Origin of the sequence: Dactylosporangium sp. CS-047395 (assembly GCF_050942185.1) — a bacterium.
Lineage (GTDB): Bacteria > Actinomycetota > Actinomycetes > Mycobacteriales > Micromonosporaceae > Dactylosporangium.
Window position 1 is genome coordinate 4,649,021 of record NZ_CP192015.1, and the last position, 16,788, is coordinate 4,665,808.

Here is a 16,788-nt window from a genome sequence, read left to right on the forward strand (position 1 = left end):
GCGGCGGGCGCCGGGATGTCCAGGTCGTGACGCGTCCACGTGCGCGGTCGCGCAGCGCAGGTCCCCTCGGCCACATGGCCGCCCGTGACCCGCCCGTCAGGCCAGATGGTCAGGCCAGATGGTCAGGCCAGGCGGTCAGCCTCGCGCGCTGCGGAGGGCAGGGTCGCGGCGAGCGCTGCGGTCTTGGCGGCCAGTCGGAAGATCGAGACCGCGTTGGCGTCGATGTCGCCGACGCCGTTCTGTTCTTCCCGCACGGTGATCGGCAGGCGTGCGTGCGGGCCGACCCTGAACACCGGCAGGCCGTACGCTTTCCGCGCCACGGGGGCGCCGTCAGCTGCCGTATACAGGTCGAACGCGCCGGGTCCGATGCCGTCGATGAGAGTCTCGGCACTGCCGGTGCACAGCACCACCAGGTCGTAGCCGCGGCCCTCGATCAACGCCGCGCCCGGCACCGCGATCGGTGTCGCCCGGCGATCCTGGACGAAGACCCGCTGCACCCCGTACCGGTCGGATCGCAGGTATGGGCCGATGGCCTGGTACCGGCCGCGGATGTCGTCCCGCCAGTCATCGCACGTGGCCGGCAGGCTGTCGGCGTACCAGTCGATCCGTTCGACCCAGTCCAGCGCGGCCGCGGCCAGTTGCGGTGCGGGTGCGATGCCCAGCAGCGATTCGACGGTGCACTTGCCGGCGTCGCCGCCGCCGATGACGGCGGCCCGGCGCACCCCGCGCAGTGGCCACGGCCCGGCCATGCGCTGCATGAATTGCGGGAAGGTGACGACGGTTGTGCCGTTGGCCAGGCCTGCGTCGACCGGATCGCCGAGCCCGCGGGCATCGATGACGCGCTGGGCGAACAGCGGGCTGCGGCCTTGCATGCCGATCTCAAGGCCGTTGCCGTCGCCGGCGACTGCGCGGACGTCGGCCTCGGTGACCACGTCGGCGTACTGGGCCAGTGCCAGCCTGATGACGAACGCCAGGTCGGCGTTCGTCTGATACTCGGCCATCGAGAAGTTCGCGGCCTGGACCGGCGCACCCGGCAGGAAGTTCAGGCTGGCTCCAAGGTCACCGGCCAGGCCCGCGATGCCCGCACGGTTGCGGGAGTTGAGGTAGAACGTCGGGCGGCCGGTCATCGCGAACGTGCCACCGGCCCGCCTGCCCCGCTCCAGGACCAGCGGCCGCGGATAGCCGCTGAGGACCCGGACCGCGGCGTAGACGGCGGCGTGGCAGCCGCTGCCGATGATGACCTCGCGGTCGGACCCGCTGGACTGCAGCAGGCGTTGCCGGCGTTCTTCGTCGGCCCAGGAGGTGTCCAGGTACTGATCGGCCAGGGCACGAGCAGTGGGGTCGGCGGCGATCCCGGCGAGCTGCGCAGCAAGGCGGTTCGGGAACTCCGGTTCCCGTTCCAGCATCGCCTGGATACCTGCGTTGCCCGGCTGGACGGTGGCGCCGTTAAGCAGTGCATCGATCTGCGCGGAGGGTTCGAGCATGGTGCGGTGTCCTTTCGACGAGGATGCACCAGGCATCGCGCCGCACCGCGTGCGGATCCCCGGGCCGTCCCGGGTCTCGCCACGCGGCCGGCGCGATACCCGGAAGGGTCAACTGGGTGGGAGAGCTCGGCGGTGTGCCGAGCCGGATGACATGGCGGCGGCCCGGTGATGCGGCCGCCAGCCGAGCTGGCGCAGGTCAGGACGCGCGGCTGTGCATTACGCGGGCGGCGTGGCGTGCACGGCCCTCGGCCGGGCACAGGCCGCCGAGCAGCCGATGCCCGACGTGCGATGACCGGCGCCGGGTGCGAATGCCCGGCGTTGGAGGAGCGCGAAGGCCGCGGGGCCGCGGCCGGTGAATGGCGTCGGCAACGCCCCGCCCGTGGGCGACTACTTGCGCGGTGCCGGGCCCGGGAGCGCTGCCACAGCGGGTTCCGCCCCACGGGTTGGTCGTGGGCTCGCGGTGGCGGTGATCCCGAGGCCGGCGCGGTGGCCGAGGCGGGGGCCGAGCAGCAGGGTGTCGAGGACGGCGGGCAGGATGCGTCGTTGCCAGCCGTGCAGGGCGCTGCCGAGGTCGGCCCCGTGCCGGGCGTACTGGCCCAGCACGGCGGTGAGCGCGGCCGCCTGCTCGAGGCCGTGGTTGGCGCCGCGCCCGGTGTGGGCCCGCACCGGGGCGAGGGCGTCGCCGGCGAGCACTGCCCACCCGTCGCCGACCGGCCACACGGCGCGGGCCGGCGGGTCGACGTCCAGCATCGGGAACGCGGCCCGCCTGCTGGTGGCGTGGATCAGTGCGGCGAACGCGAAGGGAAGCCGGTCGGTGACGGACGCGTCGAGGCGGGCATGGGCCAGCTCGCTGATGTGCTTGCCGGGCGCGAAGAACCGCTGGTGCGGGGCCGCGCCGAAGATGGCAGGCAGCTGCTCGTCGGTGGTGTCGAGGTAGCAGGTCCAGTCCAGGCCGCCGGGGACCGGGCAGACGTTGCACTGCAGGCCGTCGCCGGGTTGCAGCCGCCAGAAGTCGCCGAGGCCGGCGATCTCGGCCAGGGTCTGCGGCACCTGGGCGGGCGGTGCCGGTGCCGGGCAGGGGAGCTCCGCCGCGGCGATCGAGCCGCGGTACCCGACGTAGCCGGCGTAGTGCAGCTGCCGCTGCGGGGCGAGTAGGCGCCGTCCGATGGAGGCGCAGCCGTCGGCGAACACGACAACGTCAGCGCTGACGATGCCGCCGCCGGTCAGGTGCAGCCGTGGGCGACCGGAGTGTTCGGTGAGACCAGTGACGCGAGCTCCGGTGCGGATCGCGCCGGGCGGCAGCCATCCGATTGCGGCGGCGGAGAGGGCGGCGGCGAGCCGAGTCCAGGTGGTGAACCGGCCCGGGTAGCGCCGCCCGTCCGGGCGGCCCGGCTGGCGGTGGCGGACCGGTACCTGCCAGATCGTCTCCGATGGGATGTGGACATAGTGGTGCTGGGCGATGCCGGCCCGGTCGAGCCGGTCCAGGACCATGTGGTCGAGTGTCAGCAGGCCGCCGCTCAGGGTGGCTGCGGCCGGGGACGCTTCGTAGACGGTGACGTCGGTGAACCCGTGCTGGGCCAAGAACAGGGCGGTGGCGGTGCCGGTCAGCGAACCGCCGACGACGGCGATGCGCAGGCCGAACCCTACGCTGCCGGGTTGGTGTGACTGCATGGCTGCGGTGCCTCCGTGAGGTGGGGCCGGGATCCCGGGCACGGCCATGCGGCCGTGCCCGGGGTGCGCGGATGCGCGGCGGCCGGGCGTCGGCCGTGGAGCTGGATGAGCAGCGGAGCGGGTGGTAGGTCAGCGGCCGCCCGGGGCGTGATGCCGCGGAGGGCGGCCCGTCCGCTCAGGTGGGCGACGGACCCGGACGGACCTCACCCGCCGCGGGCAGCGCCCGCATCGAGACCCGGGGTCCGGCCACGCGCAGTTCGCTCACGATGTCGGTGACGCTGGTGACCGCCCGGACGCGGGGGTCGCCGCGCAGCAGCCGGTGGACGCCCGCCGACGTGGCGGCGGTGACCGGTCCGGGCACCACCATCGCGGTACGGCCGAGGTCCGCGGCCCGGCGGGCGACGGTGACCGAGCCGTGCCCGCCGCGGGCCTCTACGACGACGCTGCCGGCGGAGACGGCGGCCAGCAGCGTGCGGTTCACGACCGTCCGCGACGGGCTCGGCTGGGCATCCGGCGGCCACGCCGACATCAGTAGTCCCGTGTCGGCGACCTGTTCCAGCATCCGCAGCTCGGCGGCCGGATGCAGCCGGTGCAATCCGTAGGGCAGCAGAGCGACCGGTGCCCCCGGCTGCGGCACGGCCAGGGCGGCACGCAGCGCGGCGGCGTCGATACCGGCACGGCCACTGGACACTACTGTGAAACCGGCGGCGGCGAGCCCAGCGGCCATGTCCATGGCCACGATCCGGCCGTAGTCGCTGGCGGCCCGGGTCCCGGCGACGGTGACCGTGACGGCCGGGGCCGGCGGCCGGCCCGGACCTCGCACCCACAGGCAGACCGGCGGCCTTCCCCCGGTGCGGGCAAGGTCATCGAGGCCGGCCGGCCAATCCGCGTCACCCGGCACGACGATCCGGCAGGTCGCCAGGGCGGCGGCCGCACCCGATTCGGCCAGCTGGCGCAGCGGACCAGGCAGCGGCGCCACCTCGGGCCGCACCCGCGCCGCCGCGGACACGTCGGCGACCAGCCGATCGAGGGCGGCCGCCGCACCGTGCTGCGACACCAGCTGTCCGATCGTGTCGTCGCCGGGCTCGGTCAGCCAGCTCAGCATGGCCCGGGCCGTCCGGTCCTCGCCGGCGGTCACGGCCCCGGGTCCGCGTCGGCGGATACAGGGTCGTCCCGCCCGTCGCCCCGCCCGTCGGTGGCATCCGCCGTATCGGGCGGGACGGTGTCCGGGGTGTCCCAGCCGTCGAGCGGGTCGAGGTCGGCGAGGATGTCGCGGGCGACCCGCACGATCCGGTCACCGCAGGAGCGGATCAGGTCGAGGTCGCCGCCGGCCCACGAGAACACGTACGGGTCGCTGTAGCCGCTGGTGTCCAGGCCGAGCGCCGCGCACACGACATGGGCGACGCTTTCGGCCTCGGTCTCGGCCCGGCCCTCGTGGACCGCGACAGCCGGTTCGCCGGGGGCGGCATCGTCGAGATGACCGCACCGGATGTGGGCCAGTTCGTGCAGCATCGTCTTCACCTGCTGCGCGCCGCTCAGGTTGTTGCGGACCGTCACTGAGCGGCGCGGACGGCCGCGGCCGAGGATGACGCGGGTGCGGCCGTTGGCGTCGCCGAGCAGCGCGCTGCCGGGCGCGTCGAGCTGGAACTGGTAGCCGGCATCGGCGAACAGGGCGACCAGATCCGTGAAGACGTTGGTCGGGTCGTCGCCGAGCAGCAGTTGCGGCGCCCGGCCGGCGGGCAGCAGCATCCGGCGGCGCCGCTCGACGGTCGGCGGTTCGAACGGGGCTCCGTCGGTCTGGGACAGCTCGAACACGGCGGCGAGCCGGAATCCGGCCAGCCGCTGCGGCGCCGGTGATCCGGCGTCCTGTCCGACGTCCTGTCCGGCGTGTGGTGCGGTGCCGGTGCCCATGACCGGACCGTCACCGACCTGCTGCTGCGCGTCCTTAGCGACCCGGCGGCGGATCGGCGCCCAGATGTGGAACGCCCGTTCGCCGGCGCGGACCCGCCGCCCGCACGCCAGCCAGCCGCTCGTCCCGGCCCGGTTGCCGAAGGGAAGAAAGTAGCGCGGCACGATCCCGCGCTGCCGGGCCTGCTCGGCGAGCAAGATCTGATTGCGCAAGCTGTAGCGGGCGCCGAAGACGGCGACCTGGTCCAGGAACTCCACCCACTGGGCCGGCTCCGCGGCGAAGCCCTGCAGCCGGCGCAGGAGGTCGTCGTGGATCTGCTCGACAAGCGCGGCCCGGTCCGCGGCGCTTCGTGGTGCGGTGCCCGGGGTGCCGGCGCGGGTGGCGCGCCGGGTGCGGTGGTGCGTGGCCATGTTGGATGGCCTCCTATCCCCGCCTCGTGGCGGCAGACGGGCTGGGACTCACACGGCCCCAGCCCGCCCGTTGGCACGAGGAAGAGGGGCCGCCGGAATCGGCGGTGGTGCTGTGCGTCGCCGCTCAGCCGCCGCTGAGCATGGCCCGCACCGCCTTGCGGTCGAGGCCGAGCTGCTGGCTCGCCCGCACCAGCCGTGCGAGCGCATTACCCGGGGCCTCGTGCTGGGCTCGATCGAGAGCGGCGATGGCGAGCGCGTCGTGGCCGGCGAACCAGGCGTTCAGGGCCAGCAGGCACGCCGCCGGCGCGGCCAGCGCGGGCTCGGCCCGGCGGGTCACGTCCTGCCACAGCGCGATCTCCGCCGCGCTGCCGTCGCACCCGGGCAGCGCGTCATCGACGACCACGTCCTCGGCCAGCAGCAGGGCCAGCCAGGCCACGTCGTCGTCGTACAGCCCAGCGCCGCGGGCCGTGTCATACCGGGCCCCCCAGACCGCGGTGTCACCGGCGGAGCGCAGCTCGGCCTGCAAGGCCTCGCCGCCGTCGGCCGCGCGGGCGGACTGCGCGAATCGCGCCCGCAGCGTCACCAGGTCGCTCCACGCCGCTGCCGTGGCGGCGTCCATGTCGACCCGATCATCCCCGACGACCGGGGCGACGAGGGCGGCGACGGCGTCGCGGCTGGCGTACACCACCCGGTCCTGGTCCGGCCCAGCGGCCCAGGCCGGGCGGCGTTGCGGGTCGATGGTGAAGGTCCTGACCGGGTTGCCGTGCTCGTCGAGGACATCGGCTGTGGCGTCACCGACGCGGATGATCCTGCCGATGCGGAGCCCGGCGGCCCGCAGCGCTTGGCCGACGGTGACGACGGCGGCGCGGACGAGCTCGATCGGCCCGTACCCGAGCAGCATCACCATCGGCATCCCGAAGGTGACGCACTGGTCGGTGAGCGCGTCGGCCAGTCCGGCCAGGTACGCCGTGCCAGTGCCAGTGCCAGTGCCAGTGCCAGTGCCAGTGCCAGTGCCAGGTCCGGCCGGCTCGCCGGTGAGATCGGCGCGCAGCACCGCATGGATGCGGTCCTCGCGGAGCACGGCGACGACGAGGCTCTGCTGCGGGTGATAGCGGGTGATGTAGGGCACGGCGGCGATGAGCTCATGGTCATCGCGGACGGGTCCCGGCGCACGGCTCGGTACATCGCCCGGTCCGGCCGGTGCGGAGCCGTGCTGGACCGGGATGCTGTCAGGCCGGTCGTGGTCGTGGTCGTGGCGGTCGTGGTCGTGCGTGGCCATCGTGTCTGGCCTCCTGTCTCCGCCTCGTGGCGGCGGGCAGGCTGGGACCGGTACGGCCCCAGCCTGCCCGTGAGCACGAGGAGAAGGGCCGTCCTATCGCGGTGCGATACGAACTCGGCGGCTCGTCGGCGGTCAGGTCCTGCCGGGCGGTGTCACCGACCGGCGATGATCTGGCGCAGGACGTGCTGGCCGATGCCGGACGCCATGGCGACAGCGATGAGCCGGGCCAGGCGATGGTCCGGCTCGGTCTGCAGCGCCCGTTCGGTCGCCGCGATCGCCAGGGCGTCGTCGCCGGCCAGGTAGGCGTTCAGCGCCAGCAGGCAGGCGGGTTCGGCGGCCAGGGTCGGGTCGGCGCGGCGGGTGACGTCGGTCCACAGCCGGACCTCGGCCGGGCTGCCGTCGCAGCCGCGGATGGCGTCGTCGCGCACACCGGGCCGCTGCAGCAGCAACGCCAGCCAGGCCACAGCGGTGTCCGGGAGTGCGGTGCCGGCCGTGGCCCGCCGGCGTGCAGCGCGGATGGTGGCGGTGCCGGCACGGTGGAGCCGAGATTCCAGCGCGATGACCGGCGTCGGCCGGGCCGGGTCCAGGATCGCCCGGTGCAGGCCGAGCAGCCGTGCCCGGGCGACGTAGTCGGCGTGGTCCAGCGCGTCGCGGCTGGCGCCGGTCACCGGCGCAACCAGGTCGGCGACGGCGGCCCGGCTGGAGCGGGCCACCAGGCCGTGCACGATGGCCGCCGCCACGGCGGGGGAGCGGCCGGGGTCGAGGGCGATGTCACGCACGCGACGGAATTCGTGGTCCAGCACGTGGCCGTACCCTCCATCGACGTGCACGGTGGCGACGACATCGACATCGACGCCGGCGCCGGCCAGGGCCGTCGTGGTCGGGCCGAGCGTGGCGGCGACCCGCCCTGCGTCGCCGTAGCCGACGAGCACCGTTTCCGGGATTTCATGGTGGCGGCAGGTCTCCCGGATCACGGCGATGCAGGAGGATCGGACCTGCGGGTCGTCGATGAGGTCGAAGCGGAACGTTCCCTCGAGGCGCGCGCCGCGGATGCCGACGCAGACCACGCTGTCGGCCGGGTGGTAGCCGACCAGATACGGCAGCACGGCCAGCAGGTCGTGCATGCTGCGCACGGGCACAGGACCGGTGAACAGTTCCATCGTTGGGTCTCCTTGACTGCACACGGTGCAGACCGGGCAGCGCCCGGCCTGGAGGACTGGGCTTTGCACCTGCCGGACATGGCAGCCACGGCAGGGCTTGGTCTGCGTCGTCGCGTCGCGGGCGACATGCTCGGCCGTCCGCGGCGACGGGCGGCGCTCGGGCCGGGTTAGAGGTCGCCGGTGGCCGAGCGGGCGGTGCGGTTGTCGCGGTGGCGGATCGGCGGGCGGACCCCGTGCTCCAGCGGATCGCCGTCGCGGAGCCGGTCGTAGTACTCGATGCCGGTGCCGCGCCGCTTCGCGGTGTACATGGCCCGGTCGGCCCGGCCGAGGGCGTGATGCGGATCTCCGCCAGGGGCGCGGCAAATGCCGACGCTGGCCCGGATCGCCCGGGCCTGTGTACCTATCGTCGCCGGTGCGATGAGGGCGGCGGCGAGCGCCCGGCCCAGCACGAGGGCGGGACGGCGGCTGATGACGACGAACTCGTCCCCGCCGAGGCGGGCGGTGAGATCCCCGGGTCCGGCGACGTCCGTCAGCCGCTGCGCCAGCTGCGCCAGGTACGCGTCGCCGCCGTCGTGGGTGAAGGCCGTGTTGACGTCGTGCATGCCGTCGACGTCGATGAGGGCCACGGTCACCTCGGTGCCGGCGGCATTCCGCAGATGCTGTTCGGCGACGCGCCGGACCGGCAGGCCGGTGACCGGGTCCCGCAGCGCGATGCTGAGCGACGCGTCCAGGTCGAGGACGAGTTCCGCCAACCGGATCGCACGGCGCGTGATCCGGCCGAGGACAGCCGCCTGCCCGGCAAGGCCGAGGACGACGACGGCATAGGCCACCGCGGCGTAACCGTTGCACAGGCACAGCGACGCGATAACAACCGTGAGGAGGGGGATGACGGCGGCCGCTGTCCAGCCGGCGGCGGGCAGCGAGGGTCCAGGGGTCATGGTGCGGCTCCTTCCAGAACCAGGTGTGGGTGGTCGCCGACGACGGCGAGGCACACCGGCGGGGCCGGTGTGCCGATGCGGGTGGTGGGGTTGGTGGCGGGGGATCAGCGGGTGCAGAGCGCGACGAGGGCGTCGCGGCGGTGCAGGGTGTCGATGCGGCGATTCGCCTCGGCCAGGCGGGCCAGCCGGGTCGCGTACGGGCCGCGGTCGACGACCACAAGACTGCCGTCGAGGCAGAGCAGCGCGTTGCCAGGGACGGCCGTGAGCCAGCCGAGGCTGGCGTACCCGTGCGCCCCGGTCTGGAACGCCTCCAGGTCCGCGGTCGGCAGGTCCATGACGCGGTTGGGCAGCGCGTTGTAGGTGAGCATCGCGGCGATGCGCGGCTGCGCCCGGTACTGCTGCTGGGCCTTGGCCAGCGAGTACTTCCGCGGGTCCTCCAGGTGCCGCTCGGCGAACGTCCAGTACGGCTGGGCGGGCCGGGTCGGGGCGACGACCTGGTGCCAGATGTGCCAGCGGTACCAATACTCCCGCTGGGCGGCGGCGCGCATGGCGTCGACGTCGAGCAGCTGGACCGGTCCACCGGCGGCGGTGCCCTGCCACGGCTGCAGGAGCCGGTTGCGGTGCAGGCGCGTGCCGGTGATGAAGTGCCCAGCGACGCCGAGGCTCTTCAGCGTGACGGACCGCAAGGCGTGCGCGGCGTCGTCGGCCAGGTCGCCGGTCGGAGTGCCGTGCGGCAGGCACACGATGGTCAGGGACATGTCGGACAAGGTTCCTCCTCAACGAGGGTGGTGTGCCGGGACGGCACGGCTGCAGGGCAGTGGACCGCGATGGGTGCCAGCGGGCACGCGGGAACAGCCGACTTGCGGCGGATGCGCGAGGTGCGCGTGGATGGGTGGTGCGGTGGGCGGGGCGCCGACGAGCGGGGCAGGCCGACCGGCCGGATGGCGGGTGGGCGGATGCGACCGCGGGCGTGGGCGGCGAAGCCCGGATGGTGGTATGCCAGGGGGTTCACAAACGTGAGCCCCGACCGTAACCGCGGCACCCAACGGGCCGCCGGACCGAGCCGGTGGCGGTCCCGGCGGCCGCACTGTTGGGTGTCGGCCATCCTCGGGAATCGTCGGCTAGGCCCGCTGTTGTGTCCCGTCAGCCCAACAGTGGGCCTGCTGTTGCCCGTCGGTGGTGGCTCCGGCGGTGGATGCCGCCTCGGCAGCGCGCCCGATGCGGCCGGTCGGGTGCCGCGGATCGGGGCCGGCCGGATCAGCGGGTCGCGAGCAGCCGCAGCGGGTTCTCGGCCGGCCGGGCCGGTCCTGGGGTCAGCGGGCCGGGCTGGCCGTGGCTGCTGGGCAGCTCGGCGAGGGTGAGGCGGTGCCGGCCGTTGCCGGCCAGCCGCCACACCGGCCCGGCCGGGTCCAGCCCGGACTCCGCAGACGTGGTGGCCACGACGATCGCCGGCTCCGGCCGGTCGGCGAGCCGGCGGTGCAGATGCTGCTCCCGCACCCGGCTGGGCAGGGCGAAAAGCACCGGATACTGCGGGCCGCCCTCCGCCCGCAGCTTCCGGTGCGAGGCCAGCTTGTCGACCAGCCGGCTGATCGGCTCGGTGCCACGGTCGAGCTCGAGAAAGAATCCGGTCTCCTGGCCGCCGTCGACCCACACACCGTGCCCGTCCGGTTTGATCCGGCGGCCGAACGCCGCCGTGGTGGTGCGCTCCGACCACCAGCGGGTCAACGCCGTACCCGGCCGGCGGCGGGCATGGTGCAGCAGGGCGACGAACACGTCGTTGACGGCCAGCAGATGCTCCAGGGCCGGGCTGGAATACACCCGGTCCTGCCGTTCCCGCAGCGCCCGGCGGGTCGGCGGCATGCCGCCGCGGGCCAACGCCGTGTACCGGGCGGCGAGCGGCCCGAGAACCCAGCACACCGGGTTCGGGGCGCCGGGCCGGTTGCGGACGAAGCGGTCGACGAATTGCAGCCGGCGCAGCAACTGCAGCCGGTGCCGGCAGGTGGTCGGGCTGTCGAAGAGGATCGCCGTCAGCTGGGTGGTGGTGAGCGTCGTGTGCTCGTCGAGCAGCGCGGCGATCGCATAGTCGCGGGGGCGCAGCCGGTGCGAGACGTCGAGCAGCGTCGACGCGGCCGGGCGCCGTGGCACGCCGGCACCGCCGGCATCCCCCGTGGAGCGTTCCCCTTCAGGGAAGGGTCGCGTTTCGTGTCGAGCGGACATGACGGCTCCTAGCTGGCGAGATGGATCGTGAGGGTCGGCCGTGGCCCGGCCGCACGCAGCCCGGACCCGGGCCGGGCTACTGGCGGAGCCTGAGACCGGACTCCGGCCGGTGCCCGCCGCAGCCCGGCGATTCCGGTCCGGGGCGGCGGGCACACCGCAGTGCCCAGCCGGCGGATCGCCGGTCAGCCGGCGCGGTCGCGGTCGGCGATCCACTCGCGGTGCCCCGCGCGGAGCCGGCGGGTCGGGCCGGTCAGCCTCGTCCCGTCCGCGCCGTCCGCCGCGCCTGTGGTCGGCTCACCCGTGGCGGGCTCGGGGCGCCGGCCGCCACCGGCCAGTGCTGCGATCGCCGGGGAGACGTCGCCGCCGCTGTTGGCGCGGGCCGCTGCCTGCCGGACTGCGGTCGCTTCGCCGACCACCGGCCGCGCCGGATTCGTCCGCAGGGTGAACGCCGCGGTCTCGCGGCTGGCGACGACGAGCCGGCACGCCGCCCGGTAGGCGTCCAGGTGCGACAGGTCGTGCTCGTCCAGCTCGGGTGTCGTGTGCCGGGCCAGCTGCCGGGCGTCCTCCGGGGCGCAGCTGAAGAACACCTTGTTGCGGGCGTTGGCGGAGATGGCCAGCTGCGTCTCGCGCGGCATCTGGGCGAGGTTCTGGTGGGCCAGCACCAGCCCGAGCCGGTACCCGCGGGCCTCGGCAAGCATGTCGCCGACCGAGCCGGGCAAGGTCAGGAAGTTCTGCGCCTCGTCGATGTAGGCGAAGCAGTCGCGCCGCTCGGCCTCAGGTAGCCGGGCCCGGCTGATCGCCGCCTGCCACGCCGAAGCGAGCACGAAGCTGCCCATCAGCCGGGCCGTCTCCTCGCCGAGCTGCCCTTTCGGCAGCCGGGCCAGCAGAATGCCGCCGTCGAGGACCCGGCGCATGTCGAAGCTGGACCGGGGGGCGCCGAGGGTGCGGCGGACGAAGTCACGCAGCAGGAATGCCCGCAACCGGGCCAGGACCGGGCCGATGACCTGAGCCCGCAGCGGCGGCGGCGTCGCCTCGAACCATTCCCAGTAGCCGCGCAGCCCTTCCGGGTCGTCGAGGTCCTCGGTGAACGCGTGGCGGAACTGCCGGTCGTTGAGCAGCGGCGGGATGAGCGTCAGCGTCGCGTTGGCTTTGCGCAGCAGGGTCAGGCACGCGACCCGCATCGTGTCGTCGATGCGCGGCCCCCAGTGCTTGGCGAAGATCCGCCCGAAGATCGACACGATGTTGTCCACGACGAGGTCATGGTCGTCGCCCTGCAGCGGGTTGAGCGTGGTCCCGGCCGGCTGATCCGGATCGATGATCGTCAGCCGGCGGGCGTGGCTGGCCGGGATCCGGTCCAGCAGGTCCAGGATCAGGTCGCCCTTCGGGTCGATGACGACGACACCGCGCCGGGCGTGGATGTCGTCGAGGATCATGTTGGACAGCAGGGTGCTCTTCCCGGACCCGGTGGAGCCGAGCACGTGCAGGTGCTGGCGGGCGTCGGCGACGTGCAACGCGACCGAGTGGCCGCCGACGTCGGCCCGGCCCAGCACCTTCGTGCCGCGCCCGCCGGACGCGACGGCGACCGGCGCGGGCATCGGCCGGGCCCGGGCCCGGTCCAGGCCGGGCACCGCGACGTCGAGCGGCAGCGCGGCGATCGCGGCGAGCTCCGCCGCCGAGAGCAGGAACCCGGCCCTCAGCACCCGCCCGGCAAGCATCTGGGCCGGCTGCCTGACTGGCAGCTGCCGCAGCCGGTTGCGGCCGGTCCAGGCGCCGAACGCCGCAGCCATGCCCTGCGCCACCACGACCAGGCGTGGCAGCCGCTCGGCGGGATCGCCGCCGCGCGGGTCGGCATCAGCGACGCCGTAGCGCAACGCGACCTCCCACGGGGTGCTCGCGAGCTTGTCGACGCCGGCCCGGGCGTCGCGGTCGCGTTGCGGGTCGGTGTCGGCCACCGGGCCGGGCCGTCCGGCCGGAAACCTCCGCCGCCCGGCGCTGACGAGCCCGGCGCCGAGGTCGAGGACGAGGCCGAGCCAGGTGGCCGGGTCGAGTACGGCGCGTGGCGGCCGGCCGGTCCGCAGGCCCAGCACCCCGCGGCGCAGCATCCGCAGTTGCCGGCGGGTCGCCGGGCGGGTCAGGACCTGCACACACGCAGACTGGCCCGGTCGCAGCCCGGACGCGGCGGCCAGCAGCGTCCGCAACGGGTCCTGGTCGTGGTCGCTGCGCAGCGGATACCAGGCGGGCAGCACCGGGGTGAGGGCCCCGCCGGTCGCCGCGGTCGCGTCCAGCGGCAGCGGCGGCTCGGCGTCGGTCACGGTGCAGGCCGCCCCGGGCCAGGCGCCGCGGCACGCGGCCAGGACCGGATCGGGATGCACGGTGCCAGGCACCCACACCGCGATCGTGAGCTCCCGGCCCTGCCACCGGTACTCGAAGGCGAGGTGGGGCCGGCCGTGCCGCAGCCGCCGCCACAGCCCGGTCCGCAGCAGCTCGGCCAGTGTGGCCCAGCAGGTGGCGGCACCATCCGGGTCGACCTGTGGCGGTGGGCTGACGGTGATCAGCCGCGCCCGCCGGGTCATTCGCTCGTGCCGGCGGGAGGCGATGACGGTACGGGCGATGACCGCCGCGGCGGCCAACAGGACGGGCAGGACGGCCAGCCACGGCCGGTGCCAGCACCAGCCGGCCGCGGCGGTGACGGCGTCGAGCAGCCGCTGCGACGGCGCGGGCAGCAGCGGCGGGGGCGGTATCGGGACGGGCGTCGGCCCGAGAACGATGCAGGGGTGCACGAGGATCGGCCCTTTCGGCAGGTGCCGCGCAGGGGCTGCGGGCCACCCGTTCGCGGCGGCCCGCAGCCCGCAGCGGCGGGGTACGGGGGACTGTCAGGTCATGGCCCGGCGGGATGGCGCCGAAGCAGTTCAGTCGTCCAGCTCCAGGTCGCCGACGCACAGCCGGTGCTCCTGCCGCGACGCCACCGCCTGGAACCCGACCCGATGCGTGCCGGCGACCAGCAGCCCCTCGCCGCGGCGAGCGCTGAGCAGCACCCGGGCCTCACCACCAGTCAGGCCGAACACGTCGGCGACGGCGTCGATCGCCTGCGGCGCCTGCCGCAGCAGGATCTGGGTCGCGGCATTGGCGATGACGACCTGGCCGAGGTCGGAGCCGAGCAGGTCCCCGACGTCCTGGGTGACGACCGCCAGCCCGGCCCGCCGTTTCCGGGCCGCCTTGGCCAGCCGGGCCAGGAACCGGGCACCCTCGCCGTCGCGCAGCAGCATCCAGGCCTCATCGACGACAACCAGCCGCCGCGGGACGTGCCCCGACGGCGCGGCCGGGATGTCGACATCGCGCCAGATCGCGTCCAGGGCCAGGAGCATGCCAGGCGCGCGCAGCTCGTCGGCGAGCTGCCGCGTCGACCAGCACACCAGGTGCCCGTCGGGCACCGTCGTCGTCGGACCGTCGAACAGGTCCTTGAACGACCCGGACGTCCACGGCATCAGCCGGGCGGCGAGGGTCGCGCCGGCTTCGCTGCCCTGGCCCGCCAGGGCAGCCGCGACGTCGCGCAGCAACGGCGCCGGCCGGTCCCAGGTGCCGGGGTCGCTGCTGATCCCGGCCCCGTCGTAGGCGGCGATGATCGCCGTGTCGAGGGCGGCCCGCTCCGACGGCGGCGGCTGCCGGCCCAGCAGCACCGCGACAAGGGTATGCAGGAACAACGCCCGATGGGTGCGCGCCTGCGGCCGGCGGTCACCGCGCGGGATGTCGAGCGGGTTGAGCCGCACCCCGTCGGCGCCCAGTGCGATGGTGACCCCGCCGACCGCGTCGGCAAGCCGGCTGTACTCGTGATCCGGGTCGATCACCGCCACCTGGACGCCGTCGATGAGGGAACGCAGCACGTCGAGTTTCACGAAGTAGCTCTTGCCGGCCCCGGACCGGGCCAGCACGATGCTGTTGGCGTTGTGCTGCGCCCAGCGGTCCCACCACACCACCCCGTTGCTGTCCGGGTTGAGCCCGTACAGCACCCCGCCGGTGGTGCCGGGCTCACCCGGCAGTGGTGCCGGCAGGTCCGGCGAGGCGAGCGGGAACGCGGTGGCAAGCGCGTCAGTGTCCATCACCCGGCGCATGCCGAGCCCGTCGGTGGCCAGCGGCAACGTCGCGGTCCAGCCCGCCAGCTGCCGCCACGTCGCCGGCTGGGTGTCCAGCAGCACCGACGCGGCGGTCGCCCGCACGTGCGCGACCGCCTCCTGCAGCTCCTCGACGCTCGGCGCATGCACGCACAGGTACAGCCCGACGCGGAACAGCTTGCTGTGGCCGCGGGCGATCCGATCGGCCAGATCGGCAGCGTCGTCGGCCGCCGCTTCGGTGATCGGTTCGGTGAGCCGGCCGTGGCCGGCGTCGGTGCGCAGGTTCGACTCCAGCCGGGCCCGCTGCCGCCGCAACCGGGCCGCGGCCGCCTGCGGCGGCACCGGATCGATGTAGACGACGACGTCGAGCCGGCCCGGCCAAGCCAGCAGCGGGTCGAGCCACGCCGGGCCAACCTCGGCCGGATAGCCGGTCACGATCAGCGTCGCCGCGTAACCATCCCCGACCTGCAGATGATGGGGCGTGTGCTCGATCGCGGCCGGACCGAGCACGGCCGTGAGCTCGGCCGCATCGAGCAGGCCACCGGTCGCAGCGGCAGAGCGCCGCCAGGGCAGCAGAGCCATCTCAGACCCCCGGTCCGGTGACGGCCGTGTCCGGCAGAGCCCTGGCCCAGGTGACATCGGCCGGGGCGTACGGATCGGTGGCGCACGCCAGCACCGCAGCGGCCCGACCGCCGTCCAGCACAGCGGTCTGCGCCCCGAGCGCGCTCAACGCACCCGCAGCATGTTCAGCCCGGCGCAGCACCTCCGCGTCTCGGGCTCGGTCGCCGTCCGCGGTCACCGCGACGGTCACGGTCCGCCACAGCGGATCGCGGTGGGCGGCGAGCTCATCGAGGAACCCGGCATAGTCCCTCGCCGCATCGGCCAGCGTCGGATTGGCGATCGACTCGGCCCCGTCGGCGACCCGCAGCGCGTGGCCGGCGAGATCCACGCGCTGCGCCGAGACGACGATCTGCACCGGACCGCCGATCGAATTCAGCCACCGCCCGTACCCGCCGATGAGCGCGGCCTGCTCCTCTCCGGTCCGCAAGCCGATGTTGACGGTCGTACACGCGACCAGGGCCACCGCATGCGGGCCGGTGTCGATGACGCCGCTGTCGCTGATCGCGCTGGCGGGCAGCCGCAGGACCGGCACCGCCCGGCCCGGCGGCGCCGTCTGCGGCGCCCACGCCGGTACCGACGCCGCGCGGCCGGTCGCTGCCGGCGCCAAGCGCCGCGACGCGCGGGCATGGCGCAGCGCCGCCAGCAGCCAGGCATCCATCGGCAGACCGTCCCGGCGGCCCAGCGCCAGTACGATCGCCACCCCGGCCAGCGGTGTCAGCACGGCGACGAGCACCGGCTGCGGCACCAGACCACCGGCGATCTGCACAATCACGACGCCGAGCACACCGGCCACCGCCAGGATGGCCAGCTGGCGGGCCGTCAATCCATAGGCGATCTTGTCGGGGACGTCGACGTCGGCAGGGATCCGGGCATGCGGAACGACATCCTCAGGTGCGCGCATCATGGTCTCCTCCGTGGGTGATAGCCACCGCGCATCGGGTGCGCGGCGGCGGTAGTAGCCGCGGCTCGGGCAGCCGCGGACGGACGGCG

General features: G+C 74.4%; 12 protein-coding genes. All 12 read right to left on the reverse strand.

Annotation, left to right across the window (positions count from 1 at the left end):
* Nucleotides 1–122: 122 nt before the first annotated feature.
* Nucleotides 123–1,484, reverse strand: a complete 1,362-nt coding sequence (locus tag ACQP00_RS21860; protein ID WP_433221853.1) for a hypothetical protein — start codon at nucleotides 1,482–1,484, stop codon at nucleotides 123–125.
* A gap of 387 nt (nucleotides 1,485–1,871) precedes the next feature.
* Entirely contained in the window at nucleotides 1,872–3,155 is a 1,284-nt protein-coding gene (locus tag ACQP00_RS21865; protein WP_433221855.1) for a monooxygenase, read from the reverse strand.
* Between the two features lie 175 nt (nucleotides 3,156–3,330).
* Nucleotides 3,331–4,293, reverse strand: a complete 963-nt coding sequence (locus ACQP00_RS21870; RefSeq protein WP_433221857.1) for a DNA-processing protein DprA — start codon at nucleotides 4,291–4,293, stop codon at nucleotides 3,331–3,333.
* Nucleotides 4,290–5,474, reverse strand: coding sequence for a hypothetical protein (locus tag ACQP00_RS21875; RefSeq protein ID WP_433221859.1), 1,185 nt, complete (start codon nucleotides 5,472–5,474; stop codon nucleotides 4,290–4,292). Before ACQP00_RS21875 ends, ACQP00_RS21870 begins: the two co-directional genes overlap by 4 nt.
* A 124-nt stretch (nucleotides 5,475–5,598) precedes the next feature.
* Nucleotides 5,599–6,753: a DUF4192 domain-containing protein gene (locus tag ACQP00_RS21880; RefSeq protein ID WP_433221861.1), complete on the reverse strand. Its 1,155-nt coding sequence runs from the start codon at nucleotides 6,751–6,753 to the stop codon at nucleotides 5,599–5,601.
* 152 nt (nucleotides 6,754–6,905) lie between these two features.
* A complete protein-coding gene (locus ACQP00_RS21885) occupies nucleotides 6,906–7,913 on the reverse strand; it encodes a DUF4192 domain-containing protein (RefSeq protein WP_433221863.1) in 1,008 nt (335 codons plus the stop codon).
* Nucleotides 7,914–8,080: 167 nt separating this feature from the next.
* Entirely contained in the window at nucleotides 8,081–8,851 is a 771-nt protein-coding gene (locus ACQP00_RS21890) for a GGDEF domain-containing protein (RefSeq protein WP_433221865.1), read from the reverse strand.
* A 104-nt stretch (nucleotides 8,852–8,955) separates the two neighbouring features.
* Nucleotides 8,956–9,609 (reverse strand): hypothetical protein, encoded by a 654-nt coding sequence (locus tag ACQP00_RS21895; protein WP_433221867.1) that lies wholly within the window; start codon nucleotides 9,607–9,609, stop codon nucleotides 8,956–8,958.
* 499 nt (nucleotides 9,610–10,108) lie between these two features.
* Nucleotides 10,109–10,996, reverse strand: coding sequence for a replication-relaxation family protein (locus ACQP00_RS21900; protein ID WP_433221869.1), 888 nt, complete (start codon nucleotides 10,994–10,996; stop codon nucleotides 10,109–10,111).
* A gap of 254 nt (nucleotides 10,997–11,250) precedes the next feature.
* Nucleotides 11,251–13,848, reverse strand: a complete 2,598-nt coding sequence (locus tag ACQP00_RS21905) for a type IV secretory system conjugative DNA transfer family protein (protein WP_433221871.1) — start codon at nucleotides 13,846–13,848, stop codon at nucleotides 11,251–11,253.
* A 129-nt stretch (nucleotides 13,849–13,977) separates the two neighbouring features.
* Nucleotides 13,978–15,759, reverse strand: coding sequence for a VirB4 family type IV secretion system protein (locus ACQP00_RS21910; RefSeq protein ID WP_433221873.1), 1,782 nt, complete (start codon nucleotides 15,757–15,759; stop codon nucleotides 13,978–13,980).
* A 1-nt stretch (nucleotide 15,760) separates the two neighbouring features.
* Nucleotides 15,761–16,702 (reverse strand): PrgI family protein, encoded by a 942-nt coding sequence (locus tag ACQP00_RS21915; RefSeq protein ID WP_433221875.1) that lies wholly within the window; start codon nucleotides 16,700–16,702, stop codon nucleotides 15,761–15,763.
* Nucleotides 16,703–16,788: the final 86 nt, after the last annotated feature.